The 20049-nt window shown below is 63.0% G+C and carries 18 protein-coding genes; 10 read left to right on the top strand and 8 right to left on the bottom strand.

The window, feature by feature from the left end; translation table 11 throughout:
- Nucleotides 1–34: 34 nt before the first annotated feature.
- The 4 genes from JQ600_RS12970 to JQ600_RS12955 all read right to left on the bottom strand — a co-directional run bounded on the left by JQ600_RS12970 (nucleotide 35) and on the right by JQ600_RS12955 (nucleotide 4243).
- Complete coding sequence (locus tag JQ600_RS12970; protein WP_212386779.1) at nucleotides 35–172, bottom strand: hypothetical protein; 138 nt, start codon at nucleotides 170–172, stop codon at nucleotides 35–37.
- A gap of 205 nt (nucleotides 173–377) precedes the next feature.
- Nucleotides 378–1655, bottom strand: coding sequence for a formyl-CoA transferase (frc, locus tag JQ600_RS12965; protein WP_212386776.1), 1278 nt, complete (start codon nucleotides 1653–1655; stop codon nucleotides 378–380).
- A 63-nt stretch (nucleotides 1656–1718) separates the two neighbouring features.
- Entirely contained in the window at nucleotides 1719–3452 is a 1734-nt protein-coding gene (gene oxc, locus JQ600_RS12960; protein ID WP_212386767.1) for an oxalyl-CoA decarboxylase, read from the bottom strand.
- Between the two features lie 95 nt (nucleotides 3453–3547).
- Complete coding sequence (locus tag JQ600_RS12955) at nucleotides 3548–4243, bottom strand: GntR family transcriptional regulator (RefSeq protein ID WP_192734726.1); 696 nt, start codon at nucleotides 4241–4243, stop codon at nucleotides 3548–3550.
- A 214-nt stretch (nucleotides 4244–4457) separates the two neighbouring features.
- On the opposite strand from JQ600_RS12955, the gene JQ600_RS12950 reads away from it, so the two are divergent.
- The 6 genes from JQ600_RS12950 to JQ600_RS12925 all read left to right on the top strand — a co-directional run bounded on the left by JQ600_RS12950 (nucleotide 4458) and on the right by JQ600_RS12925 (nucleotide 11154).
- Nucleotides 4458–6587 carry an acetate--CoA ligase family protein gene (locus JQ600_RS12950; RefSeq protein WP_212386766.1) on the top strand — a complete coding sequence of 710 codons (2130 nt, stop codon included), beginning with the start codon at nucleotides 4458–4460 and terminating at the stop codon, nucleotides 6585–6587.
- 174 nt (nucleotides 6588–6761) lie between these two features.
- Nucleotides 6762–7610 (top strand): IclR family transcriptional regulator, encoded by an 849-nt coding sequence (locus JQ600_RS12945; RefSeq protein ID WP_212386763.1) that lies wholly within the window; start codon nucleotides 6762–6764, stop codon nucleotides 7608–7610.
- A gap of 197 nt (nucleotides 7611–7807) precedes the next feature.
- Nucleotides 7808–8776, top strand: coding sequence for a tripartite tricarboxylate transporter substrate binding protein (locus tag JQ600_RS12940; RefSeq protein ID WP_212386761.1), 969 nt, complete (start codon nucleotides 7808–7810; stop codon nucleotides 8774–8776).
- Nucleotides 8773–9258, top strand: coding sequence for a tripartite tricarboxylate transporter TctB family protein (locus JQ600_RS12935; protein ID WP_212386758.1), 486 nt, complete (start codon nucleotides 8773–8775; stop codon nucleotides 9256–9258). Before JQ600_RS12940 ends, JQ600_RS12935 begins: the two co-directional genes overlap by 4 nt.
- Nucleotides 9258–10757 (top strand): tripartite tricarboxylate transporter permease, encoded by a 1500-nt coding sequence (locus JQ600_RS12930; protein WP_212035298.1) that lies wholly within the window; start codon nucleotides 9258–9260, stop codon nucleotides 10755–10757. Before JQ600_RS12935 ends, JQ600_RS12930 begins: the two co-directional genes overlap by 1 nt.
- 76 nt (nucleotides 10758–10833) lie before the next feature.
- Nucleotides 10834–11154 (top strand): DUF6665 family protein, encoded by a 321-nt coding sequence (locus JQ600_RS12925; protein ID WP_212386756.1) that lies wholly within the window; start codon nucleotides 10834–10836, stop codon nucleotides 11152–11154.
- 27 nt (nucleotides 11155–11181) lie between these two features.
- On the opposite strand, the gene JQ600_RS12920 is transcribed toward JQ600_RS12925, so the two are convergent.
- From JQ600_RS12920 to JQ600_RS12905, 4 genes are all read right to left on the bottom strand, one after another.
- Complete coding sequence (locus tag JQ600_RS12920; protein ID WP_212386754.1) at nucleotides 11182–12144, bottom strand: aldolase/citrate lyase family protein; 963 nt, start codon at nucleotides 12142–12144, stop codon at nucleotides 11182–11184.
- A gap of 235 nt (nucleotides 12145–12379) precedes the next feature.
- A complete protein-coding gene (locus tag JQ600_RS12915; RefSeq protein ID WP_212386753.1) occupies nucleotides 12380–12523 on the bottom strand; it encodes a bacteriocin in 144 nt (47 codons plus the stop codon).
- 138 nt (nucleotides 12524–12661) lie between these two features.
- The gene (locus JQ600_RS12910; RefSeq protein WP_212386751.1) at nucleotides 12662–13249 is read right to left on the bottom strand and encodes an N-acetyltransferase; all 588 of its coding nucleotides are present in this window, start codon (nucleotides 13247–13249) and stop codon (nucleotides 12662–12664) included.
- Between the two features lie 155 nt (nucleotides 13250–13404).
- Nucleotides 13405–14823 carry an APC family permease gene (locus tag JQ600_RS12905; RefSeq protein ID WP_249135854.1) on the bottom strand — a complete coding sequence of 473 codons (1419 nt, stop codon included), beginning with the start codon at nucleotides 14821–14823 and terminating at the stop codon, nucleotides 13405–13407.
- Nucleotides 14824–16004: 1181 nt separating this feature from the next.
- On the opposite strand from JQ600_RS12905, the gene gcl reads away from it, so the two are divergent.
- The 4 genes from gcl to JQ600_RS12885 all read left to right on the top strand — a co-directional run bounded on the left by gcl (nucleotide 16005) and on the right by JQ600_RS12885 (nucleotide 20021).
- Nucleotides 16005–17798 carry a glyoxylate carboligase gene (gene gcl, locus JQ600_RS12900; RefSeq protein WP_212391063.1) on the top strand — a complete coding sequence of 598 codons (1794 nt, stop codon included), beginning with the start codon at nucleotides 16005–16007 and terminating at the stop codon, nucleotides 17796–17798.
- Between the two features lie 13 nt (nucleotides 17799–17811).
- The gene (hyi, locus tag JQ600_RS12895) at nucleotides 17812–18597 is read left to right on the top strand and encodes a hydroxypyruvate isomerase (protein ID WP_212391065.1); all 786 of its coding nucleotides are present in this window, start codon (nucleotides 17812–17814) and stop codon (nucleotides 18595–18597) included.
- Nucleotides 18598–18623: 26 nt separating this feature from the next.
- Entirely contained in the window at nucleotides 18624–19511 is an 888-nt protein-coding gene (locus tag JQ600_RS12890) for a 2-hydroxy-3-oxopropionate reductase (protein ID WP_212269066.1), read from the top strand.
- A 120-nt stretch (nucleotides 19512–19631) separates the two neighbouring features.
- Nucleotides 19632–20021 (top strand): DUF1236 domain-containing protein, encoded by a 390-nt coding sequence (locus JQ600_RS12885; RefSeq protein WP_212489940.1) that lies wholly within the window; start codon nucleotides 19632–19634, stop codon nucleotides 20019–20021.
- Nucleotides 20022–20049 lie beyond the last annotated feature (28 nt).

The following is a 20049-nucleotide window of genomic DNA, read 5'->3' as shown; positions in this document are numbered from 1 at the left end:
CTGAAAACGAAGTCTGTACTGCGCCTTAGCGGGCTCAGAGACCGAAACGGGGGAGGTCGCCGTTGCGAATGGCGATGCGGGCGCTCGCGGTCAGCAGGCGGTCGATCGAGGTCATCAGCCGGCCGAAGAATGTGCTGGAAGGTGCGAGGCTGATGGAGGCGGTTTTGGACATTTGGTCCCCTTTTCTCTTTCGCGGAGTAGCTCCGCTTCGTGATCTGCCGTGAATTTATGTATACCAGATGCCAGAAACAACGCTTTTGTTTGCATGGCAGCAATTTGTCTTCTGCATTGCAGCATAAAGAAAGCTATTCGGGTTCCCAAACAAAAAGGCCGCCGGAAACCGGCGGCCTTTGGCGAAATTTGAGAGATGAGACGGTTTATTCGGCCGCCTGCTTGCGCGGCGGATCGAGCGCGCCGGAGTCGTGGATCTCGGCCACCTGGTGATCGCTGAAGCCGAGCACCTGGCGCAGGATTTCGTCGGTGTGCTCGCCGAGCAGCGGCGAGCGCGTGACCTCGCTCGGGGAGTCCGACATCTTGATCGGATTGCCGACCGAAAAATACTTGCCGCGGGTCGGGTGATCGACCTCGACCACGGTGCCGGTTGCGCGCAGCGACTGGTCCTCGATGATCTCCTTCATCGACAGGATCGGGCCGCAGGGGATGTCGTCCTTGTTCAGGATCTCCATCGCCTCGAATTTGGTCTTGGTCATGGTCCACTGTTCGATGCGCGCGAAGATCTCATTCAACCGCGACAGCCGGGCAGGCGGCTTGGCGTAATCGGCGTGGGTCTTCCAGGTCGGCTCGCCGATCACGTCGCAGATCTTCTCCCACACCGGCGCCTGGGTGATGAAATAGATGTAGGCGTTGGGATCGGTCTCCCAGCCCTTGCACTTGAGGATGCGGCCGGGCTGGCCGCCGCCGGAATCATTGCCGGCGCGCGGCACCGCGTCGCCGAACGGAATGCCTTCGCCGAACTGGCTGTATTCCTTCAGCGGGCCATGGGCGAGGCGCTGCTGGTCGCGCAGCTTGACGCGCGCCAGATTCAACACACCATCCTGCATCGCCGCGGTGACCTTCTGGCCCTGGCCGGTGACGGTGCGCTGATAGAGCGCGGTGACGATGCCGAGTGCGAGATGCAACCCGGTGCCGCTGTCGCCGATCTGCGCGCCGGTGACCAGCGGCAAGCCGTCGCGGAAGCCGGTGGTCGACGCCGCGCCGCCCGTGCACTGGGCTACGTTCTCATACACCTTGCAATCTTCGTAAGGTCCGGGGCCAAAGCCCTTGATCGAGGCCACGATCATCTTCGGGTTGATGGCGTGGATCTTCTCCCAGGGGAAGCCCATGCGATCGAGCACGCCGGGGCCGAAATTCTCAACCAGCACGTCGCAGCTCTTGATCAACGCCGTGAGGACTTCCTTGCCCTTCGGGTTCTTGGTGTCGAGCGTGATCGAACGCTTGTTGTGGTTCAGCATGGTGAAATACAGGCTGTCCACATTGGGGATGTCCTGCAGCTGGCCGCGCGTGATGTCGCCGACGCCGGGACGCTCGACCTTGATCACGTCGGCGCCGAACCAGGCCAGCAACTGCGTGCAGGTCGGTCCCGACTGAACGTGGGTGAAATCGAGAATGCGAACGCCCTTCAGCGCCTTTGTCATCGTCTATGCTCCGTACTCTGTCTGCCCTGCAACGCGCAGGATGGATTGGGTGGAAATCGAAATTTATTTCTTCTTCAGCACGCTTTGCGGATTGAGGTTGCCGATGCGGCCGCTTTCGGAGCCGGCCGCGGGATCGATCACCGCGTTGATCAGCGTCGGCTTGCCGGAATCCATCGCGGCGTTGACCGCGCGCTTCAGTTCATCCGGCGAGGTGGCGTGGACGCCGACGCCGCCGAACGCTTCCATCATCTTGTCGTAGCGCGAGCCCTTGACGAACACCGTGGGCGCCGGATCCGTGCCGACCGAGTTGACGTCGGTGCCGCGATAGATGCCGTCATTGTTGAAGATCACGATGCAGACCGGAAGGTTGTAGCGGCAGATGGTCTCGACCTCCATGCCCGAGAAACCGAATGCCGAGTCGCCTTCGACCGCGAGCACCGGCTTGCCGGTTTCGATCGCGGCGGCGATGCAATATCCCATGCCGATGCCCATCACGCCCCAGGTGCCGACGTCGATCCGCTTGCGCGGCTGATACATATCGATGACGCCGCGGGCGAGATCGAGCGTGTTGGCGCCTTCGTTGACGAGGATGGCGTCGGGCCGTTCCTTGATGATGGTTCTGAGCACGCCGAGCGCGCCGTGATAATCCATCGGCGAATTGTTGTTCATCAGCCGCGGCGCCATCTTGGCGACGTTCTCTTCGCGCTTCTTGGTCACCGCGCCGGTCCAGTCGGAAGGCGCCGCCGCCCAGTTCGCGCCCATGCCTTCGAGCAGCGCCGAGACGCAGGAGCCGATGTCGCCGACCACGGGAGCGACGATCTCGACGTTGGAATCCATTTCCTTCGGCTCGATGTCGATCTGGATGAACTTCTTCGGCGCTTCGCCCCAGGACTTGCCCTTGCCGTGCGACAACAGCCAGTTGAGGCGCGCACCGATCAGCATCACGACGTCGGCGTCTTTCAGAACGGTCGAGCGCGCAGCGCCTGCGCACTGCGGATGGGTGTCGGGCAACAGTCCCTTGGCCATGCTCATGGGCAGGAACGGAATGCCGCTCTTCTCGACGAAGCTCTTGATCTCATCATCGGCTTGCGCGTAGGCCGCACCCTTGCCGAGGATGATCAGCGGACGCTTTGCGCCCTTGAGCACGTCGAGCGCGCGTTTCACCGCTGACGGGGCGGGGATCTGCGCCGGAGCGGCGTCGATCACCTTGACCAGCGACTTCTGTCCGGCCTCGGCATCCATCACCTGGCCGAACAGTTTCGCGGGCAGATCGAGATAGACACCGCCCGGACGGCCCGAGACCGCGGCGCGGATCGCACGTGCCAGGCCAATGCCGATGTCCTGCGCATGCAACACGCGGAAGGCGGCCTTGCACAGCGGCTTTGCGATCGCGAGCTGATCCATCTCTTCATAGTCGCCCTGCTGCAGGTCGACGATCTCGCGCTCGGACGAACCGGATATCAGGATCATCGGGAAGCAGTTGGTGGTGGCGTGGGCGAGGGCCGTGAGGCCGTTGAGAAAACCGGGCGCCGAAACCGTGAGGCAGACGCCGGGCTTCTTGGTCAGGTAGCCGGCGATCGAGGCGGCGTTGCCGGCATTCTGTTCGTGGCGGAACGAGATCACGCGAATGCCCGCGGCCTGCGCCATGCGGCCGAAATCCGTGATCGGAATGCCGGGCACGCCGTAGATCGTGGTAAGGCCGTTGAGCTTCAGCGCATCGATCATGAGATTAAAGCCGTCGGTGAGCTCGCGCTCGGCTTGATTGGTATCGATGCTCTTGGCTGCGGTTACGGACATTCCACTTTCTCCCTGATCGTGTGTGGTTCGGACGAGTTGATCGTCTTCTGCTGTGAAGTCGTTCTAACTAGGTAATTCTCTAACTAAACAGTCCTCTAGCTAAAGAGTTCTTGGCCATGCGCTTCGACATACGAAGCAAGGCCCAGCGTGTGATCGCGCGCGCGCTTCTCGGCAAGCTCAGTGTCGCGCGCTTCCAGCGCTTCGATGATGGCCAGATGCTCGGGCAGCGAGGTCGCGGTGCGATCGGTGCGGCCGATCGTCAATTGCCGGTAGCCGCGCACATGCAGCAGGATGTCGTTGGTCATATCGACCAGCACCGGCGATTCCGAGAGCGAGATCAGCGCCTGGTGGAAGGCGATATTGGCCTTGGAATATTCCTCGACGTGGTCCTGCGGCAGGCGGTCCTTGCCGAAATCCTTGAAGAAATCGCGCAGCGCCGTGATGTCCTTCTTGCGCGCGGTGGTGGTGATCAAGCGCGCGGCCATGCTTTCGAGCGCGGCCCAGGCGCGGATCATGTCGACGATCTCGGTCTTGGTGCGCCGGACCACGACGATGCCGCGGCGTGGCACGGTTTTGACGAAACCGTCCTGTTCCAGCATCGCGATCGCTTCGCGGATAGGGGTGCGGCTGACGCCGAGGCGTTCGGACAACGCGCGTTCGTCGAGCATCACCTGCTCGGGCGTCGCATAGATATCCATCTTGAGAATAGCTTCCTTCAAGGCTTCATAGGCCTTGTTCTTGAAGCTCGTCTCAGGTGCAATCCGAACGATTGCGATATCTGCATCAGCCATGGCAGGCGTGGCCTTGGGTTGTTTGCGTGCGGGCACGATTCGTCTCCTCCGGTGGGAGACCAGTTGTAACAGGAATAACGTCTAATATTTTTGGCATACCAAATACCACCATGTCAAGTTGACAGTATTTTCAGCGTTTCCGGGGTATCAGGTGACTTGACTTTCTCCGCGCTGGCATACCAAATGCCATAAAATATGCCCCAGGAGGAAGTCCATGTCGAATCCCAAAGATGCGGTCCGCAAAGTTCTCGATGCGGTGAAGGCCGATAAGCGCACCAGCCTGACGGCCCCGGAGGGCAAACTGGTCTGCGATGCCTACGGAATTCCGGTTCCGAAGGAGGGCGTCGCCAAATCGGCGGCCGAGGCCGCCAAGCTCGCGGCCGACATGGGCTTCCCGGTCGTGATGAAGATCGTCTCGCCGGACATTCTCCACAAGACCGAGGCCGGCGGCGTCATGGTCGGCGTCAAGACCGCGGCGGATGCGGAAAAGAATTACGAGACCATTCTCGCCAACGCAAAGAAGTACAAGGCGGACGCCAAGATCGAGGGCATCCAGGTCCAGCAGATGCTGGCCGGCGGCACCGAGGTCATCGTCGGCTCGATCACCGACGGCTCGTTCGGCAAGCTGGTGGCCTTCGGCCTCGGCGGCGTGCTGGTCGAAGTTTTGAAAGACATCACTTTCCGTCTGGCGCCTGCCACCAAGGACGACGCGCTGTCGATGCTCGACGGCATCCAGGCCCATGACATGCTGAAGGGCGTGCGCGGCGGCGATCCGGTCAACCGCGAAGCGCTGGCCGCAGTCATCGTCAAAGTATCGCAGCTCGTCAGCGACTTCCCCGAAATCGTCGAACTCGATCTCAATCCGGTATTCGCCACCAAGAACGACGCGATCGCCGCTGACGTGCGTATCGTCGTCGACTTCGACTACAAGCCGCGTCCGGCGCCGCGCCCGACCGAAGAAATCGTCACCGCGATGAACCGCATCATGCAGCCAAAGGCGGTCGCCGTGATCGGCGCCTCCGCCGAGGACGGCAAGATCGGCAACTCCGTGATGAAGAACCTGATCAACGGCGGCTATAAAGGCGATATCTATCCGATCCATCCCAAGGCCGCGGAGATCCTGGGTTACAAGGCCTATAAGAGCGTCAAGGACGTTCCCGGCGTGATCGACACCGCTGTGTTCGCGATCCCGGCAAAGTTCGTCGCCGGCGCATTGGTCGAATGCGGCGAGAAGAAAATTCCCGGCGCGGTGCTGATTCCGTCGGGCTTTGCCGAAGCCGGCGCGCCCGAGCTCCAGGAAGAAATCGTCGAGATCGGCAAGAAGTATAATGTCCGCTTGATGGGGCCGAACATCTACGGCTTCTATTATACGCCCGCCAATCTCTGCGCCACGTTCTGTACCGCCTATGACGTCAAGGGTTCGGCGGCACTGTCGTCGCAATCCGGCGGCATCGGCATGGCGATCATCGGCTTTTCGCGCTCGGCCAAGATGGGCGTCTCCGCGATCGTCGGCCTCGGCAACAAGTCCGACATCGACGAGGACGATCTGCTCGCCTTCTTCGAGCAGGATCCGAACACCGCGATCATCGCGCAGCATTGCGAGGATTTGAAAGACGGCCGCGCCTTCGCGGAAGCCGCCAAGCGCGTCTCCAAGAAGAAGCCTGTGGTGGTGCTCAAGGCCGGCCGTACCTCGGCCGGCGCCAAGGCGGCCTCGTCGCACACCGGCGCGCTCGCCGGCAACGACAAGATCTACGAGGACGTGTTCGCGCAATCAGGCGTGATCCGTGCCCGCTCGCTGCGCCAGTTGCTCGAATTCGCGCGCGGCGTGCCTGTGTTGCCGACGCCGAAGGGCGAAAACATCCTGATCATCACCGGTGCCGGCGGCTCCGGCGTGCTGCTGTCGGACTCCTGTGTCGATAATGGCCTGTCGCTGATGGCGATGCCGCCGGATCTCGATACGGCGTTCCGGAAATTCATTCCGCCGTTCGGCGCGGCCGGAAATCCTGTAGATATCACCGGTGGCGAGCCGCCGATCACCTACGTCAACACCGTCAAGCTCGGCCTGTCGGACGATCGCATCCACTCGCTGATCCTCGGCTACTGGCACACCATCGTCACGCCGCCGATGGTGTTCGCCCGCAACATGGTCGAGGTGAAGAAGGAGATGGAGGCCAAGGGCTTTGTGAAGCCGATCGTCGCCTCGCTCGCCGGCGATGTCGAGGTCGAGGAGGCCGCCGAATATCTCTACCAGAACGGCATCCCGGCCTATGCCTACTCGACCGAACTGCCGGTCGAAGTGCTGGGCGCCAAGTACAAATGGGCGCGCGGCGCAGGCCTGCTCTGAGCTGGCGACGACTGTTAACCTCTCCCCGCTTGCGGGGAGAGGTCGAATTCGAGCGGAGCTCGAATTCGGGTGAGGGGATTCTCCGCGAGTCCAATTCTCACCGTCCTTGTGGAAGCTCCCCCTCACCCCGACCCTCTCCCCGCAAGCGGGGCGAGGGAGAACGGGCAGGTCGCGATGAAGCGAAACGTGATCCGGCGCAAACCACTCGAGCCGAAATCGGGCTTGGACAGTGAGGCCGAGTCGAGGGACGGCGGCGTGCAGTCCGTCGATCGCGCGCTCTCGATCATCGAAACGCTCGCCGAGGACGACGAGGGCTATCGCCTGAGCGATCTTGCGATCCGCACGGGGTTGTCGACTTCGACCGTGCACCGGTTGCTGTCGACGCTGGAAAGCCGGCGCTTCGTGCAGTTCGACCGCACCGAATCGAAATGGCATGTCGGCGCGCGCGCCTTTACCGTCGGCGCGACCTTCGCCCGCCGCCGCAATTTTTCCGCGCAGGCCGTGCCGTATTTGCGCAAATTGCGCGACCTGACGCGCGAGACCGCCAATCTTGCGGTCGTCGATGACGAGTTCATCGTCGTGCTGACGCGGATGGAAAGCCGCGAAATCATGCGGTCATTGACACAAGTCGGCGGCCGCGTCGCGATGGTGGCGTCCGGCGTCGGCAAGGCCGTGCTCGCGACCTGGTCCGACGAGGACGTCAACGCGATCATCCGCCATCACGGCATGCCGCGCCTGACCGAAAAGTCGATCGTGCGGCCGAGCGATCTGTTCAAGGAGCTCGAAAAAGTCCGCCGCCAGGGTTTTGCCATCGACGACGAGGAAGCCTGCATGGGCCTGCGCTGCATCGCCGCCGTGGTCTACAACGATTGCAGCGAGCCGCTGGCCGCGATCTCGGTTTCCGGCATGACCGGCCGTCTCACCGACGATCGCCTGCCGTCGCTGGGCCAGACCGTGCGCGAGGTGGCGGCCGAACTGACGGTGGCGCTCGGCGGCGTGATGCCGGCGGGGAAACCGGACTGAGCGGCGGAAGTTTCGGCGAAAACGCGGCCGGACGTCCAGGGCGGGTCGGCAGGCAATACCGCCCCCACGTTTTTGCAGCGGAACATCACCACGGCGAACAGTCCGTCTGGACAGCGGCGGCTTTTCCGGCTGATATGCGACGAAATGACACGATGCGGCAAATGCGTAGTCATCTGCATCAGCCTGGAGGAACTCCCATGATCCCGTTTCATACGCGCCTGTTCGGCGCGGCGGTCGCGCTGACGCTCGCGGCAGGCAGCCCGGCGCTGTCGCAGCAGCTCGAACTCAAGCTGATGGCGCCCGCAGCGCCTGGCGGCGGATGGGATCAGACCGCCCGGGCGATGCAGCAGGCGTTTGTCGCCGCCGGTATCGCACGCAGCGTCCAGGTCACCAACGTTGCCGGCGCGGGCGGCAGCGTCGGCATCGCGCAGTTCGTCAACGGCGCCAAGGGTGACGGTAACCAGATGATGGTGAACGGCTTCGTCATGGTCGGCGCGCTCGCCATGAACAAATCGCCGGTCACGCTCGAACAGGTGACGCCGATTGCGCGCCTCACCGAGGAAATCCAGGTCATCGTCGTGCCGGCGAATTCGCCGATCAAGACGGCACAGGATCTGGCCGCCGCGCTCAAGGCCGATATCGCCAAGGTCACCTTTGCCGGCGGCTCGGCCGGCGGCGTCGACCATGTGATGGCGGCACTGTTCGCGGGCGCCGTCGGCGCCGACGCCAAGAAGGTCAACTACATCCCGTTTTCCGGAGGCGGCGAGTCACTGGCGGCCATCCTTGGCGGGAAGGTCACCGCGGGCATTTCGGGAATGAGCGAATACGACGGTCAGATCAAGTCCGGCAAACTGCGCGCGATCGGCGTGACCTCGGAAAAGCGTCTTCCCGGCAGCGATATTCCGACCTTCAAGGAGCAGGGCATTGACCTCGTGCTGGCCAACTGGCGCGCGGTGATGGCGCCTCCCGGTATCACGGCGGAACAGAAGAAGACGCTGAGCGATGCGGTGGAGAAGATGGTCAAGTCCGACGCCTGGAAAGAGGTTCTCAAGCAGAAGGGCTGGGATAACGCCTATCTTTCCGGCGACGCGTTCGCGGATTTCCTGAAGAAGGAAACGGTTCGCGTCACCGACGTGCTGAAGTCGGTCGGCCTGGTCAAATCATGAGCGACCTTCCGCAGGGGGCGGCGGAGCGGCGCATCGATTCCGCGGGCGTTGTCATTGCGCTCGCGCTCGCAGGCCTGGCAGCGGTGCTGGTGTGGGACGCGAGCCAGCTGCAATCCAACAATCCCTACGGCATGGGGCCTCACGTGATGCCTGTTGTCATCGCCGTGGGGCTCGGCATTCTCGCGATAGGCAATCTGGTCGAGGCGTTGCGCGGCAATCTGCCGGCACGCGAGAGTGCCGATGCCAAAGCGGTGTGGCTGATTCTCGGCGGGTTGGCGCTGCTGATCGCCATCATCGGTCTTGGCGGCGGCTTTATCCCGGCGACCACGGCATTGTTCGTCGCCACGGCGACGGCCTTCGGGCGGCGTGCCATTCTCGCCGATCTCGCCATCGGCTTCGTAATGACCACCCTGATCTATGTCGCCTTCAGTCGGCTGCTGACGTTGAGCCTTCCCGCCGGCCCCCTGGAAAGGCTGTTTTGATGGACGCCTTCGTCGCGCTCGCCAACGGCATGGCTGTCGCCATCCAGCCCATGAACATGCTCTATGCGCTGATCGGCGTGCTGCTCGGCACCGCGGTTGGCGTGTTGCCCGGCATAGGGCCTGCGCTCACCGTCGCCTTGCTGCTGCCGGTGACCTACAAGCTCGATCCCGGCGGTTCGCTGATCATGTTCGCCGGCATCTATTACGGTGGCATGTATGGCGGATCCACTACCGCCATCCTCATCAACACGCCCGGCGAGAGCGCATCGATGGCGACCGCGCTGGAGGGCAACAAGATGGCCAAGGCCGGCCGCGGCGGGCCTGCACTGGCGACCGCCGCCATCGGCTCGTTTGTCGCCGGCACCATCGCCACCATTGGTCTCGCCTTTCTGGCGCCTTGGCTGGTCGACTTCGCGGTGCACTTCGGGCCGGAAGATTATTTTGCGTTGATGTGCGTGGCTTTCGTCACAGTGTCGGCAACCTTCGGAAGTTCGCCGATTCGCGGACTGACCAGCCTGTTCATCGGGCTGACGCTCGGGCTCGTCGGCATCGACAAGCTCACCGGCCAGCCCCGGCTCGCCTTCGGCATCCCCGAACTGCTCGACGGCGTCGAAGTGACGACGCTGGCGGTCGGCCTGTTCGCGGTGGGGGAGGCGCTCTACGTCGTCTCGCGCCGTCATCACTCCGAAGAAAAGCTCGAGCCGGTGCGCGGCTCGCTATGGATGACCAAAGAGGACTGGCAACGGTCGTGGAAACCGTGGCTGCGCGGCACCATGTTCGGTTTTCCGATCGGCGCGCTGCCCGCCGGCGGCGCGGAGATTCCAACTTTTCTGTCTTATTCAACTGAAAAGAGGCTGTCGAAACACCCCGAGGAATTCGGCAAGGGCGCGATCGAAGGCGTCGCCGGGCCGGAAGCCGCCAACAACGCTTCCGCCGCCGGCACCCTCGTGCCGCTCTTGACGCTGGGGCTTCCGACCTCGGCTACCGCCGCGATGATGCTGGCGGGCTTTCAGCAATACGGCCTGAACCCGGGACCGCTGCTGTTCGCCGAGCGGCCCGATCTGGTGTGGGGCCTGATCGCCAGCCTGTTCATCGCCAACGTCATGCTGCTGGTGCTCAACCTGCCGCTGGTCGGCCTGTGGGTGAAACTGCTCGCGATCCCGCAGCCGTGGCTTTACGCCGGCATTCTGGTGTTTGCGACCACCGGCACCATCGCAGCAAAACCGTCGGTGGTCGAACTGTCGATGCTGGCGGGTTTCGGCGTGATGGGCTTCCTGATGCGCCGGTTCGATTTTCCGATCGCGCCTGTCGTCGTTGGTCTGATCCTGGGGCCGATCGCCGAAAGCCAGTTGCGCCGCGCGATGTCGATCAGCCTCGGCGATCCCATGGCGCTGCTGCAAAGCCCGATGTCGGCGACGCTGCTCGGCATCGCGCTGATCGCGCTGGTAGCGCCGTTCGTGATGCAGGGGCTGGGCCGGTTCAAGGCGAACGAGGATTAGGGGCGGGCTTGTCTTGAACATGCCGGTACTGGCCAATAAAATATAGTTGGCAGGCCATGTTTCGGAGCGAGCCGATATGGCGTTGAATTTACTTCAATCCGGATTCGCAACTCTCCAGTACGAGATCGCCGAGGAAAGGGCGTCAGCGCTCGGACGACTTGGACGGCGGCTCGAGGCCGCGCTGACGGAACTTGCCGCATGTCCGCGGACGGCGAATCCCGATCGGAAAATCCGCGATGGTCTCGTCGAACAGGCGGGGTATGCGCTCTGGCTCTTCGTCGTGCAGCGCGAGGCCTGCGGTCTCAACAAGATCGACCACGTGATCAAGCTCTACGGGGTGCCGAACGAGGTGCTTGCGCGCATGGGGCCATTGCCGAAAGCCCGCCCTCCGGCGTGATCCAGGGCCCGCCCTAATCCGCTCCGGCTACACCGGCAGCCTCCGCCCCTGGTGTGCCCGGCCCTTGATGGCGGCGGCCTCGCTATGCCCCGCGATCACGCGCACGCCCTCGTCAATCCGTGTCGTGATGTTGTCAGCCGTGCAGCCTTGCAGGAATGCGACGCCGTTGTTGCGGCAGGCCGCCAGAATGCGATTCCGCGCCGCCTGCATTTCCCGCGGAAAGGGCTCGCGAGGAATCTCGCGATAGCCGAGCGAAAGACTGAGGTCGCCCGGACCGATCTCGGCAAATCCCAGTCCGGGCACGCCAAGGATCTCCTCGCAATTGGCGACGCCCTCGGGGCTTTCCAGCTTCACGCCCAGCAGCAACTCACCTTTCGGATTGAGCGGCCAGGGATCGCAGCGCGCCATATATTCCTCGGTGGTCAGGCCCCAGACCGGGGCGGCCGTTGTCTCCGATCCGCGCCCCCGTGTGCCGATGCCGAGCAGCTTGCGACCGGCGGCGTCGGTGCCGCCGTCTTTTGCGCGTATCGCTCCCGCCATCCGTGCCAGCGGCGAGGGGATTTCGGGATCGACGCCATCAGTGTTGTGCGGATAGCGGCAGGATTCAACGAAGGCCCGCACCGCGTCGGCGGTTTCCGCCTGGCACAGCAGGATGCCATGCACGCCGCGGCCGAGGATCTGGCGGAACTGCCAGGCGTTGTAACGCACATGTGCGGCGTCGATGCCATTCACCGGCGCCTCGACAATGACAGTCGGCGTGCGGTGCCCCGAACGTGTCGGCCCGGCATCGATCATGCCGCGCATGTACTCGGCAAGGCCGGTCATATCGAATGCGCCGTGCTCCATGCCGACATTCATGTAGTCGGCCCAGGTCCCGGCATCGATGCGGCCCTGCGCATGGGTCAGCACATGGCCGCTGTGCGGGCCGTCATAATAGATCGCCTGATCCTGCTCCAGCAGTTCGATGCAGCGACTGATCCGCTTGCCCATCAAGGGTTTCCTCCGACAGTTTCCAGCGATGCCGGAGCAAGGCTAGCACGCTGCCGCGCCACCGTGGACAGGGGCGGTGATCACTATCGCGCTGAATGTGCAAAAGCGTCGTTGGGGAAACAGGAAATGGGCCGCCGCAACCGGCAGCCCAACCAGCGATCGACGGAATGACGCCGTGAAGCCGGCCAAGGGCCGCAGGGCGGACTGTTGATTCAGTCCGCTCCGCGGACCGTTGTCATTTGAACATGCCGAGAATCCACTTGATGAGCTGATCCATCGGCGAAGGCTTTGGATAGGGCATCGTGCCGTCCTTTGACGTAGCCATGCCTCCGTACACCGCGGACAGCTCCTCGATGTTCAACTCTTGATCGTTTTGCATCCGTGATCTCCTCTCAAGCGATGGACGCCTCATCCACCGTGCCGGGGAGGCTAGAACGGGCGCTCAGCCGAGGGTGTGATCCACGTCACGAACTCTGCAGGGTGTGCGCGGATCCGTTGAACCAATCAGCCCTGTGGCTCACCGCCGCGCCCGCAGCATCGGCGTCAATGCGGGGGACGAGCCGCTCTGTATCCTGCCGATGATCTTGAAGCCGTGGCGTTCGTACAGGGAAATGTTGCGCGGGTTCGAGCTTTCGAGGTAGGCGGCGGTGCCCTGCTCGTCGCAGCGTCGAAGCGCGTGTTTCATCAGTAGCGCGCCGAGCCCTTGCCCGATCCATTTCGGATCGGCGGCAAAAAGCGGCAGGTACCAATGCGGCTCGTGCGGATGATGCTCGGCCATGGCCTTCATCACGGCGCCAACATCCTCGGCGATCTCCGGGCGCAGCGCCCCTTCCATGGCCGCGTCCATCGCCGCTTCGTCGGGCTCGACGCCCGGCGGCAGCCATAAAGCGGCGGCGCGAGCGTGCTCCGTGATGTCGGCTGTGCCATGGTCGAATGCGCGGCCGCCAAAGGCTTTGACGAATCGCGGCATCACCTTGAGGTATTCGGACGGGTCGGGCCAAACCCAGCGCGTCATCGGGTCGGCTGCAAAGCCGAGCACGATGGTGCTGATGACGGTTGCCTGGATGCTTGCGTCCGCGGATTTTACTTCCGGCACCGCCGACATCGGGTCATCCTTCATTTCGATCTGGTCACCGCCAATGTAGGCGTGCGAATGCCTTCTTTCCAGGCGTTGGAACCTGAATGCCCGGCGTGGTCGGCGAGGCCAGTTCCGGCCTGCGGCAGCGGCCGGATCCGCAAATCGTCGATGGCGCTCGCCGCTTAGTTGACGGGCCCGCCGCGACCCAGATTTTCCACATCCGGGTCCGCGCGCTTCACCCCGGTCGCGCGGTTGACCATGACCGTGACGAACCAGAGAACGACGCCGACCGCGAGCAGAACGCCGGCGATGCGGTACTGCACAGGGTCACGGCCGGTCCAGGGACCGGTCAGGAAGGCGCAGAACACCGCCCCCAGGATCGGCAGAATGGTCGGCGTGCGGAAATGCTGATGATCGACAGGGTCGCGCCGAAGCACCAGCACCGCAACATTGACCACCGTGAACACGCACAACAAAAGCAGCGCCGTGGTGCCTCCGAGCGCCGGCACCTCGCCGACAAAGGTGATCAGTCCGAATGCCAGGAGCGTCGTGAAGCCAATCGCGACATAGGGCGTGCGCCGCGTCTGGTGCACCTTGCCGAGGGTGGGCGGAAGCACATGCTCGCGGCTCATGCCATACACAAGGCGGCTGGCCATCAGCATGTTGATGAGCGCGCTGTTCGCCACCGCGAACATGGTGATGAAGCCGAAGATCCAGAGCGGGAAACCGGGCGCGCCTTTTTGAACCACTTGCAGAAGAGGGGTCTCGCCTTCGCCCAATTGCTCCGGAGCCACCAGCGTGATCGCGGAAATCGAGACCAGAACATAGATGACACCGGTAATCGCAAGGCCCGCAAGCAGCACTTTTGGGAAGTGGCGGGTTGGATCCTTGCATTCCTCGGCCATGTTGACCGAATCCTCAAAGCCCACCATGGCAAAGAACGCGAGCGTGGTCGCTGCGACCACCGGCCAGAACATGCCGCCGTCCGGGGTTGAGCGAAACTGCATCACGCGCGACACATCGCCCTGGCCGAGGCCGATGGCCCAAAGGCCGATGACGATAATGATCAGCAGTCCGGTCAGCTCGACGCAGGTGAGCACCACATTGGCTTTCACGCTTTCGCCGACGCCACGGAAATTGACCGCTGCAACGACCGCCATGAAAGCAAGACCCGTGACGGTGATGCCAAACCCCGTCAGACCGAGCCCCATCGCATGCGACATGTTCGCAGCGAACGCCCGGGAAGCCGTCGATGCCGAGGTGATCCCCGAGCACATCACCGCAAACGCGACGATGAACGTGATGAAATGGATGCCGAAAGCCTTGTGGGTATAGAGGGCGGCGCCCGCCGCTTTCGGATATTTCGTGACCAGTTCGAGATAGCTGAACGCGGTCACCAGCGCGACCACGAATGCCACCACGAAGGGCAGCCAGACCACCCCGCCTACCTGCTTGGCGACCTGGCCCGTCAGCGCATAGATCCCGGTGCCGAGAATGTCGCCGACGATAAACAGGAGGAGCAGCCAGGGGCCCATGACCCTGTGAAGGCTAGGTTCGACGCTGCTTGACGGGGTGCCGGCGTTGACGGTGACATCGGCCATCGTACGTCCTTTCCACTCTCGGTAGCGCCGGTGCAGTGTATCTGTAGTTGCAGGCTTGTGGAAGGTGCGGGTCAAACCATTCACAGCTCGGTGCATCGCGCTGCGGGATGCGAAGCCATTTCCTCGTCATTGCGAGCCACCGGATTGCGAGCCACCGGGTCGCGCGAATGCGCGCCCGATGACAGGCTCCGCGAAACAATCCATCGCGCCGCGCAAGGGAAGCATGGATTGCCCCCGTTGGGACGGGTTATTTGGGCGACGGTGGAGTAGCTTACAGGGGCTACCGGATGATCTAGGATCTTACTGCGTCGTGTTCGCTTGCCGTGGGGGCTGCCCGACGGGCAAATCAGTTCCGATTTTCGGAAAGTGTGTCAAGTCCTGAAATAAAAAATATTTCTGTTTACCAGAATACAAATCAGGGGTATGTGTTTGGCCATCCCGTCCTACTCAGAAGGGCGTCGGCCGTCGTCACGGACGTTGGGCGGGTTGCGGTGGACGCTGGTTTGCGCTGAGACGACGGCGTGGACGGGCGTACGGCAAAACCGTGTGGTCCTGGCGCCCGTTGCTGGCGTCAAGCCGTCGGCTAAGCGCAAGCTGAACCGGCGGTGACGGAGTCAACCAAGAACTCGTCTCCGGGGAGATCACGGCATAAGCCGTAAAGCCATTGCGCAGGGAAGGCCGGGTGTTCTCCGCTGCCCTGTATGCTCGTGTGCAGCCTTTTTAGTGCAAACCGCACGCGAGACCGCGGGTGCAGCGCGCACCCGGTCTTCCCTGCGCCCTCTCTATGAGAGGGCAAGGAAGTTCTGGCAAACCTCGGGCGCATCGCGCCGCGAGATCGCGAAGGTGTGTTTGCGTCGTCCCGGCGAAGGCCGGGACCCATACGCCGCGGCCTCCGTTGCTAAAAAAGGAAGATGACGACCAGCGTGCAAAACAATGATCGCTGGTGGTTATGGGTCCCAGCCCCCGTGCGCAATTGCGCACTAGGCCGGGACGACGGCTGATAGAGCTTCGACTCTCGTTCGCCGATCTCATCGTTTCACCGATCCTTCCATCCAACCACATGATCCACCGTGCTTTTCCCAATTCCTCCCACATCGCGGGAAACAAATGCGACGTCGTTGAGATCGAAGGTGGCAGCCGTGATGATCGCGCCAGAGCAACACGGTCAAACGAGGTGCAGAATGGCGAAGATGCGCGCAATCGATGCCGCGGTACGTATCCTCGAAAAGGAGGGCGTGGTGACCGCTTTCGGGGTTCCCGGTGCGGCGATCAACCCGCTTTACTCCGCGCTGAAGCGGCGCGGTTCGATCAGCCACATCCTGGCGCGCCATGTCGAGGGCGCGTCCCACATGGCCGAGGGCTATACCCGCGCCAAAGCCGGCAATATCGGCGTCTGCATCGGCACGTCAGGTCCTGCCGGCACCGACATGATCACCGGGCTTTATTCGGCGATTGCGGATTCGATCCCGATCCTGTGCATCACCGGGCAGGCGCCGCGCGCGCGGCTCTACAAGGAAGACTTCCAGGCGGTCGATATTGAATCGATCGCAAAGCCTGTGACGAAATGGGCTGTCACGGTGCGCGAGCCCGCGCTGGTACCGCGCGTGTTCAGCCAGGCCTTTCACATCATGCGTTCGGGCCGTCCCGGGCCTGTGCTGATCGACCTGCCGCTCGACGTGCAGCTGGCCGAGATCGAGTTCGACGACGAGACCTATGAGCCGCTGCCGGTCTACAAACCATCAGCGACGCGCAGGCAGATCGAGAAGGCGCTGGCGATGCTCAACGCCGCGGAGCGTCCGCTGATCGTGGCGGGCGGCGGCGTCATCAATGCCGACGCATCCGAATTGCTGGTGGCGTTTGCCGAGGCTGTCAACGTTCCCGTGGTGCCGACGCTGATGGGGTGGGGCGCCATCCCCGATGACCACGTGCTGATGGCGGGCATGGTCGGGCTGCAGACCAGCCACCGCTACGGCAACGCCACCATGCTGCAATCCGACTTCGTGCTCGGGATCGGCAATCGCTGGGCCAACCGCCACACCGGCTCGATCGAGACCTACACCAAGGGCCGCACCTTCGTGCATGTCGACATCGAGCCGACGCAGATCGGCCGTGTCTTCAACCCGGATTTCGGCATCGTGTCCGACGCCAAGGCGGCACTGGAACTGTTCGTCACCGTTGCAAAGGAGTGGCGCAAGACCGGCAAACTCAAAGAGCGTCAGGCTTGGCCGGCCGCCTGCCAGGACCGCAAGCGGACCATGCTGCGCCGGAGCCGCTTTGACGACATCCCGATCAAGCCGCAGCGGGTCTACGAGGAGATGAGCCGCGCGTTTGGCCGCGACACCTGTTACGTCAGCGTAATCGGCCTGTCGCAGATCGCCGGCGCGCAATTCCTCGGCGTCTACGGTCCGCGCAACTGGATCAATGCCGGGCAGGCCGGTCCGCTCGGCTGGACGCTGCCCGCGGCGCTCGGCGTGCGCGCCGCCGATCCGACCCGCGAGATCGTGGCGCTGTCGGGCGACTATGACTTCCAGTTCCTGATCGAGGAGCTCGCGGTCGGCGCGCAGTTCAAGCTGCCCTACATCCACGTCGTCGTGAACAACTCCTATCTCGGCCTGATCCGTCAGGCGCAGCGCGGATTCGAGATGGACTATCAGGTGCAGTTGTCGTTCGAGAATATCAACGCGCCGGAGCTTGGCGCCTACGGCGTCGACCACGTCGCGGTCGCGCAAGGCCTCGGCTGCAAGGCGATCCGCGTCACCGATCCGCACGACGCGCAGGCGGCGTTCGCGACCGCGCGCGAATGGATGGCGGAGCACAAGGTGCCTGTGGTGGTCGAGTTCATCCTCGAGCGCGTCACCAACATCTCCATGGGCACCGAGATCGACAACATCATCGAGTTCGAGGAAGTGCTCGATCTGCCGCTGGACGATGCGCCGGCGAAGTCGAACACATCTGGCACATTGTTGCCGGCTTAGGGGGAGATCGACGATGCCCAAATTTGCCGCCAACCTCACCATGCTGTTCGGCGAACTGCCATTCCCAGATCGCTTTGCGGCGGCCAAGGCCGCCGGCTTCAGCGGCGTCGAATATCTGTTTCCCTATGATTTCGACAAGGCCGAGCTCAGCGAGCAATTGCAGAAGCACGGATTGACCCAGGTGCTGCACAATCTGCCCGCCGGCAACTGGGCGACGGGCGAGCGCGGCATCGCGATTTTTCCTGACCGGGTCGAGGAATTCCGCGACGGCGTCGCGCGCGCCATCGATTACGCCAAGGCGCTGGATTGCCGTCAGCTCAATTGCCTGGTCGGCATCGCGCCTGATGGCGCCGATGCGCACGAACTGAACAAGGTACTGATCGGAAATTTGCGCTTTGCCGCCGACGCGCTGGCCAAGGAACGGATCAGGCTTCTGGTCGAGCCGATCAACACAACAGACATTCCGGGCTTTTTCCTGAGCGGTACCAAACAGGCGATCCAGCTCATATCAGACGTGCGATCGAGCAACCTGTTCGTGCAGTACGACATCTACCACATGCAGATCATGGAAGGGGACATCGCGCGCAGCCTGCAGAAGCATCTGCCGCGCATCGCTCATGTCCAGCTCGCCGACAACCCCGGCCGCAACGAGCCCGGCACCGGTGAAATCAATTATCCGTTCCTGTTCCGGCATCTCGACGCGATCGGCTATCGCGGCTGGGTCGGATGCGAGTATAAACCGAGGACGACGACCGTCGACGGCCTCGGCTGGCACGCGGCCCTGACGCTCGATACCTGATTGGTCAATAACAAGGGAAAATCCAAATGATCGATATCGGCTTTATCGGCCTCGGCACCATGGGTCGCCCGATGGCGAAGCATCTCCAGACTGCCGGCCATCGCCTGTTCCTGCACGACGTTGCGCCGATCCCGCCCGAGCTTGTTGCTGAGGGTGGGGTGGCCTGCAAATCGGGCAAGGAGGTCGCGGAAAAATCCGACGTCGTCATCATCATGGTGCCGGACACGCCGCATGTCGAAGCGGTGTTGTTCTCCGAGGGCGGCGTCGCGCAGGGGATTTCAAAGGGCCAGATCGTGGTCGACATGAGTTCGATCTCGCCGCTTGCCACGAAAGAATTCGCCAAAAAGATCGAGGCGCTCGGCGCCGATTATCTCGATGCCCCGGTTTCCGGCGGCGAGGTCGGCGCCAAGGCGGCGAGCCTGACCATCATGGTGGGTGGACCCGAGCGCGCGTTCAACACCATGAAGCCGGTGTTCGACAAGATGGGCAAGAACGTCACGCTGGTCGGCGGCAATGGCGACGGCCAGACCACCAAGGTCGCCAACCAGATCATCGTCGCGCTGACGATCGAGGCGGTCGGCGAAGCGCTGTTGTTCGCATCGAAGGCCGGTGCCGATCCGGCCCTGGTGCGGCAGGCGCTGATGGGCGGCTTTGCGTCGTCGCGGATTCTCGAGGTGCATGGCGAGCGCATGATCAAGCGCAATTTCGATCCGGGTTTCCGCATCGAGCTGCATCAGAAGGATCTCAACCTCGCCCTCGAAGGCGCGCGCTCGCTCGGCATATCCTTGCCGAACACGGCGATCGCACAGCAGCTGTTCAGTTCCTGCGCGGCGCATGGCGGCAAGGCGTGGGATCATTCCGGCATGGTGAAGGCGCTGGAGATGATGGCTAACCACGAGATTGGAAAGACTTGATCGAACGCGGAACCTGATGCGGAACTTCCTGTTCCATGTGCCCTTTATTGGCGCGCGTGGAACCGGAACATCCGATGCCTCCGATGGTTGAAACGCACCATCAATTCACTGGAGGACATGATGAACAATCGTTTAGCTGTTTCGCTGATTGCCGCTTCGCTGCTGACTTCGGGCGCGGCGTTTGCCCAATCCACCACCGTTCAGGGCGCGCAGGACGGCGCCCGAGCGGGTGGTCAGGTCGGAGGTCCGGTCGGCGAGGTCGTTGGCGGCACCGTGGGTGCGGCCGTAGGCCTTGGATTGGAAATTCCGAATGCCGTGATCACGTCGATCCAGGCCGAGCGCGGGCCGTCGGTCGTGGTGCGTGAGCGGGTCGTCGTGGGCGAGCCGCTGCCGGCGACCGTCGAATTGCGCACGGTGCCGAGCCACACCGAATATCGCTATGCGATCGTCAATGATCGCCGCGTGATTGTGGAGCCGCGCACGCGCCGGGTCATCAAGATCATCGACTAAGCGCACAGCTTGCAATTGATCCTCGCGG

It is taken from the genome of Bradyrhizobium sp. AUGA SZCCT0176 (genome assembly GCF_018130145.1).
Classification (GTDB): Bacteria; Pseudomonadota; Alphaproteobacteria; order Rhizobiales; family Xanthobacteraceae; genus Bradyrhizobium.
The sequence above is the reverse complement of the archived record's forward strand: the minus strand, read 5'-3'. Positions and strand labels throughout refer to the sequence as shown.

Coding starts and splice junctions, on each gene's coding strand:
- JQ600_RS12970 (WP_212386779.1), bottom strand. CDS start 172: ATGTCCAAAACCGCCTCCATCAGCCTCGCACCTTCCAGCACATTCTTC.
- frc (WP_212386776.1), bottom strand. CDS start 1,655: ATGACAAAGGCGCTGAAGGGCGTTCGCATTCTCGATTTCACCCACGTT.
- oxc (WP_212386767.1), bottom strand. CDS start 3,452: ATGTCCGTAACCGCAGCCAAGAGCATCGATACCAATCAAGCCGAGCGC.
- JQ600_RS12955 (WP_192734726.1), bottom strand. CDS start 4,243: ATGGCTGATGCAGATATCGCAATCGTTCGGATTGCACCTGAGACGAGC.
- JQ600_RS12950 (WP_212386766.1), top strand. CDS start 4,458: ATGTCGAATCCCAAAGATGCGGTCCGCAAAGTTCTCGATGCGGTGAAG.
- JQ600_RS12945 (WP_212386763.1), top strand. CDS start 6,762: ATGAAGCGAAACGTGATCCGGCGCAAACCACTCGAGCCGAAATCGGGC.
- JQ600_RS12940 (WP_212386761.1), top strand. CDS start 7,808: ATGATCCCGTTTCATACGCGCCTGTTCGGCGCGGCGGTCGCGCTGACG.
- JQ600_RS12935 (WP_212386758.1), top strand. CDS start 8,773: ATGAGCGACCTTCCGCAGGGGGCGGCGGAGCGGCGCATCGATTCCGCG.
- JQ600_RS12930 (WP_212035298.1), top strand. CDS start 9,258: ATGGACGCCTTCGTCGCGCTCGCCAACGGCATGGCTGTCGCCATCCAG.
- JQ600_RS12925 (WP_212386756.1), top strand. CDS start 10,834: ATGGCGTTGAATTTACTTCAATCCGGATTCGCAACTCTCCAGTACGAG.
- JQ600_RS12920 (WP_212386754.1), bottom strand. CDS start 12,144: ATGGGCAAGCGGATCAGTCGCTGCATCGAACTGCTGGAGCAGGATCAG.
- JQ600_RS12915 (WP_212386753.1), bottom strand. CDS start 12,523: ATGCAAAACGATCAAGAGTTGAACATCGAGGAGCTGTCCGCGGTGTAC.
- JQ600_RS12910 (WP_212386751.1), bottom strand. CDS start 13,249: ATGTCGGCGGTGCCGGAAGTAAAATCCGCGGACGCAAGCATCCAGGCA.
- JQ600_RS12905 (WP_249135854.1), bottom strand. CDS start 14,823: ATGGCCGATGTCACCGTCAACGCCGGCACCCCGTCAAGCAGCGTCGAA.
- gcl (WP_212391063.1), top strand. CDS start 16,005: ATGGCGAAGATGCGCGCAATCGATGCCGCGGTACGTATCCTCGAAAAG.
- hyi (WP_212391065.1), top strand. CDS start 17,812: ATGCCCAAATTTGCCGCCAACCTCACCATGCTGTTCGGCGAACTGCCA.
- JQ600_RS12890 (WP_212269066.1), top strand. CDS start 18,624: ATGATCGATATCGGCTTTATCGGCCTCGGCACCATGGGTCGCCCGATG.
- JQ600_RS12885 (WP_212489940.1), top strand. CDS start 19,632: ATGAACAATCGTTTAGCTGTTTCGCTGATTGCCGCTTCGCTGCTGACT.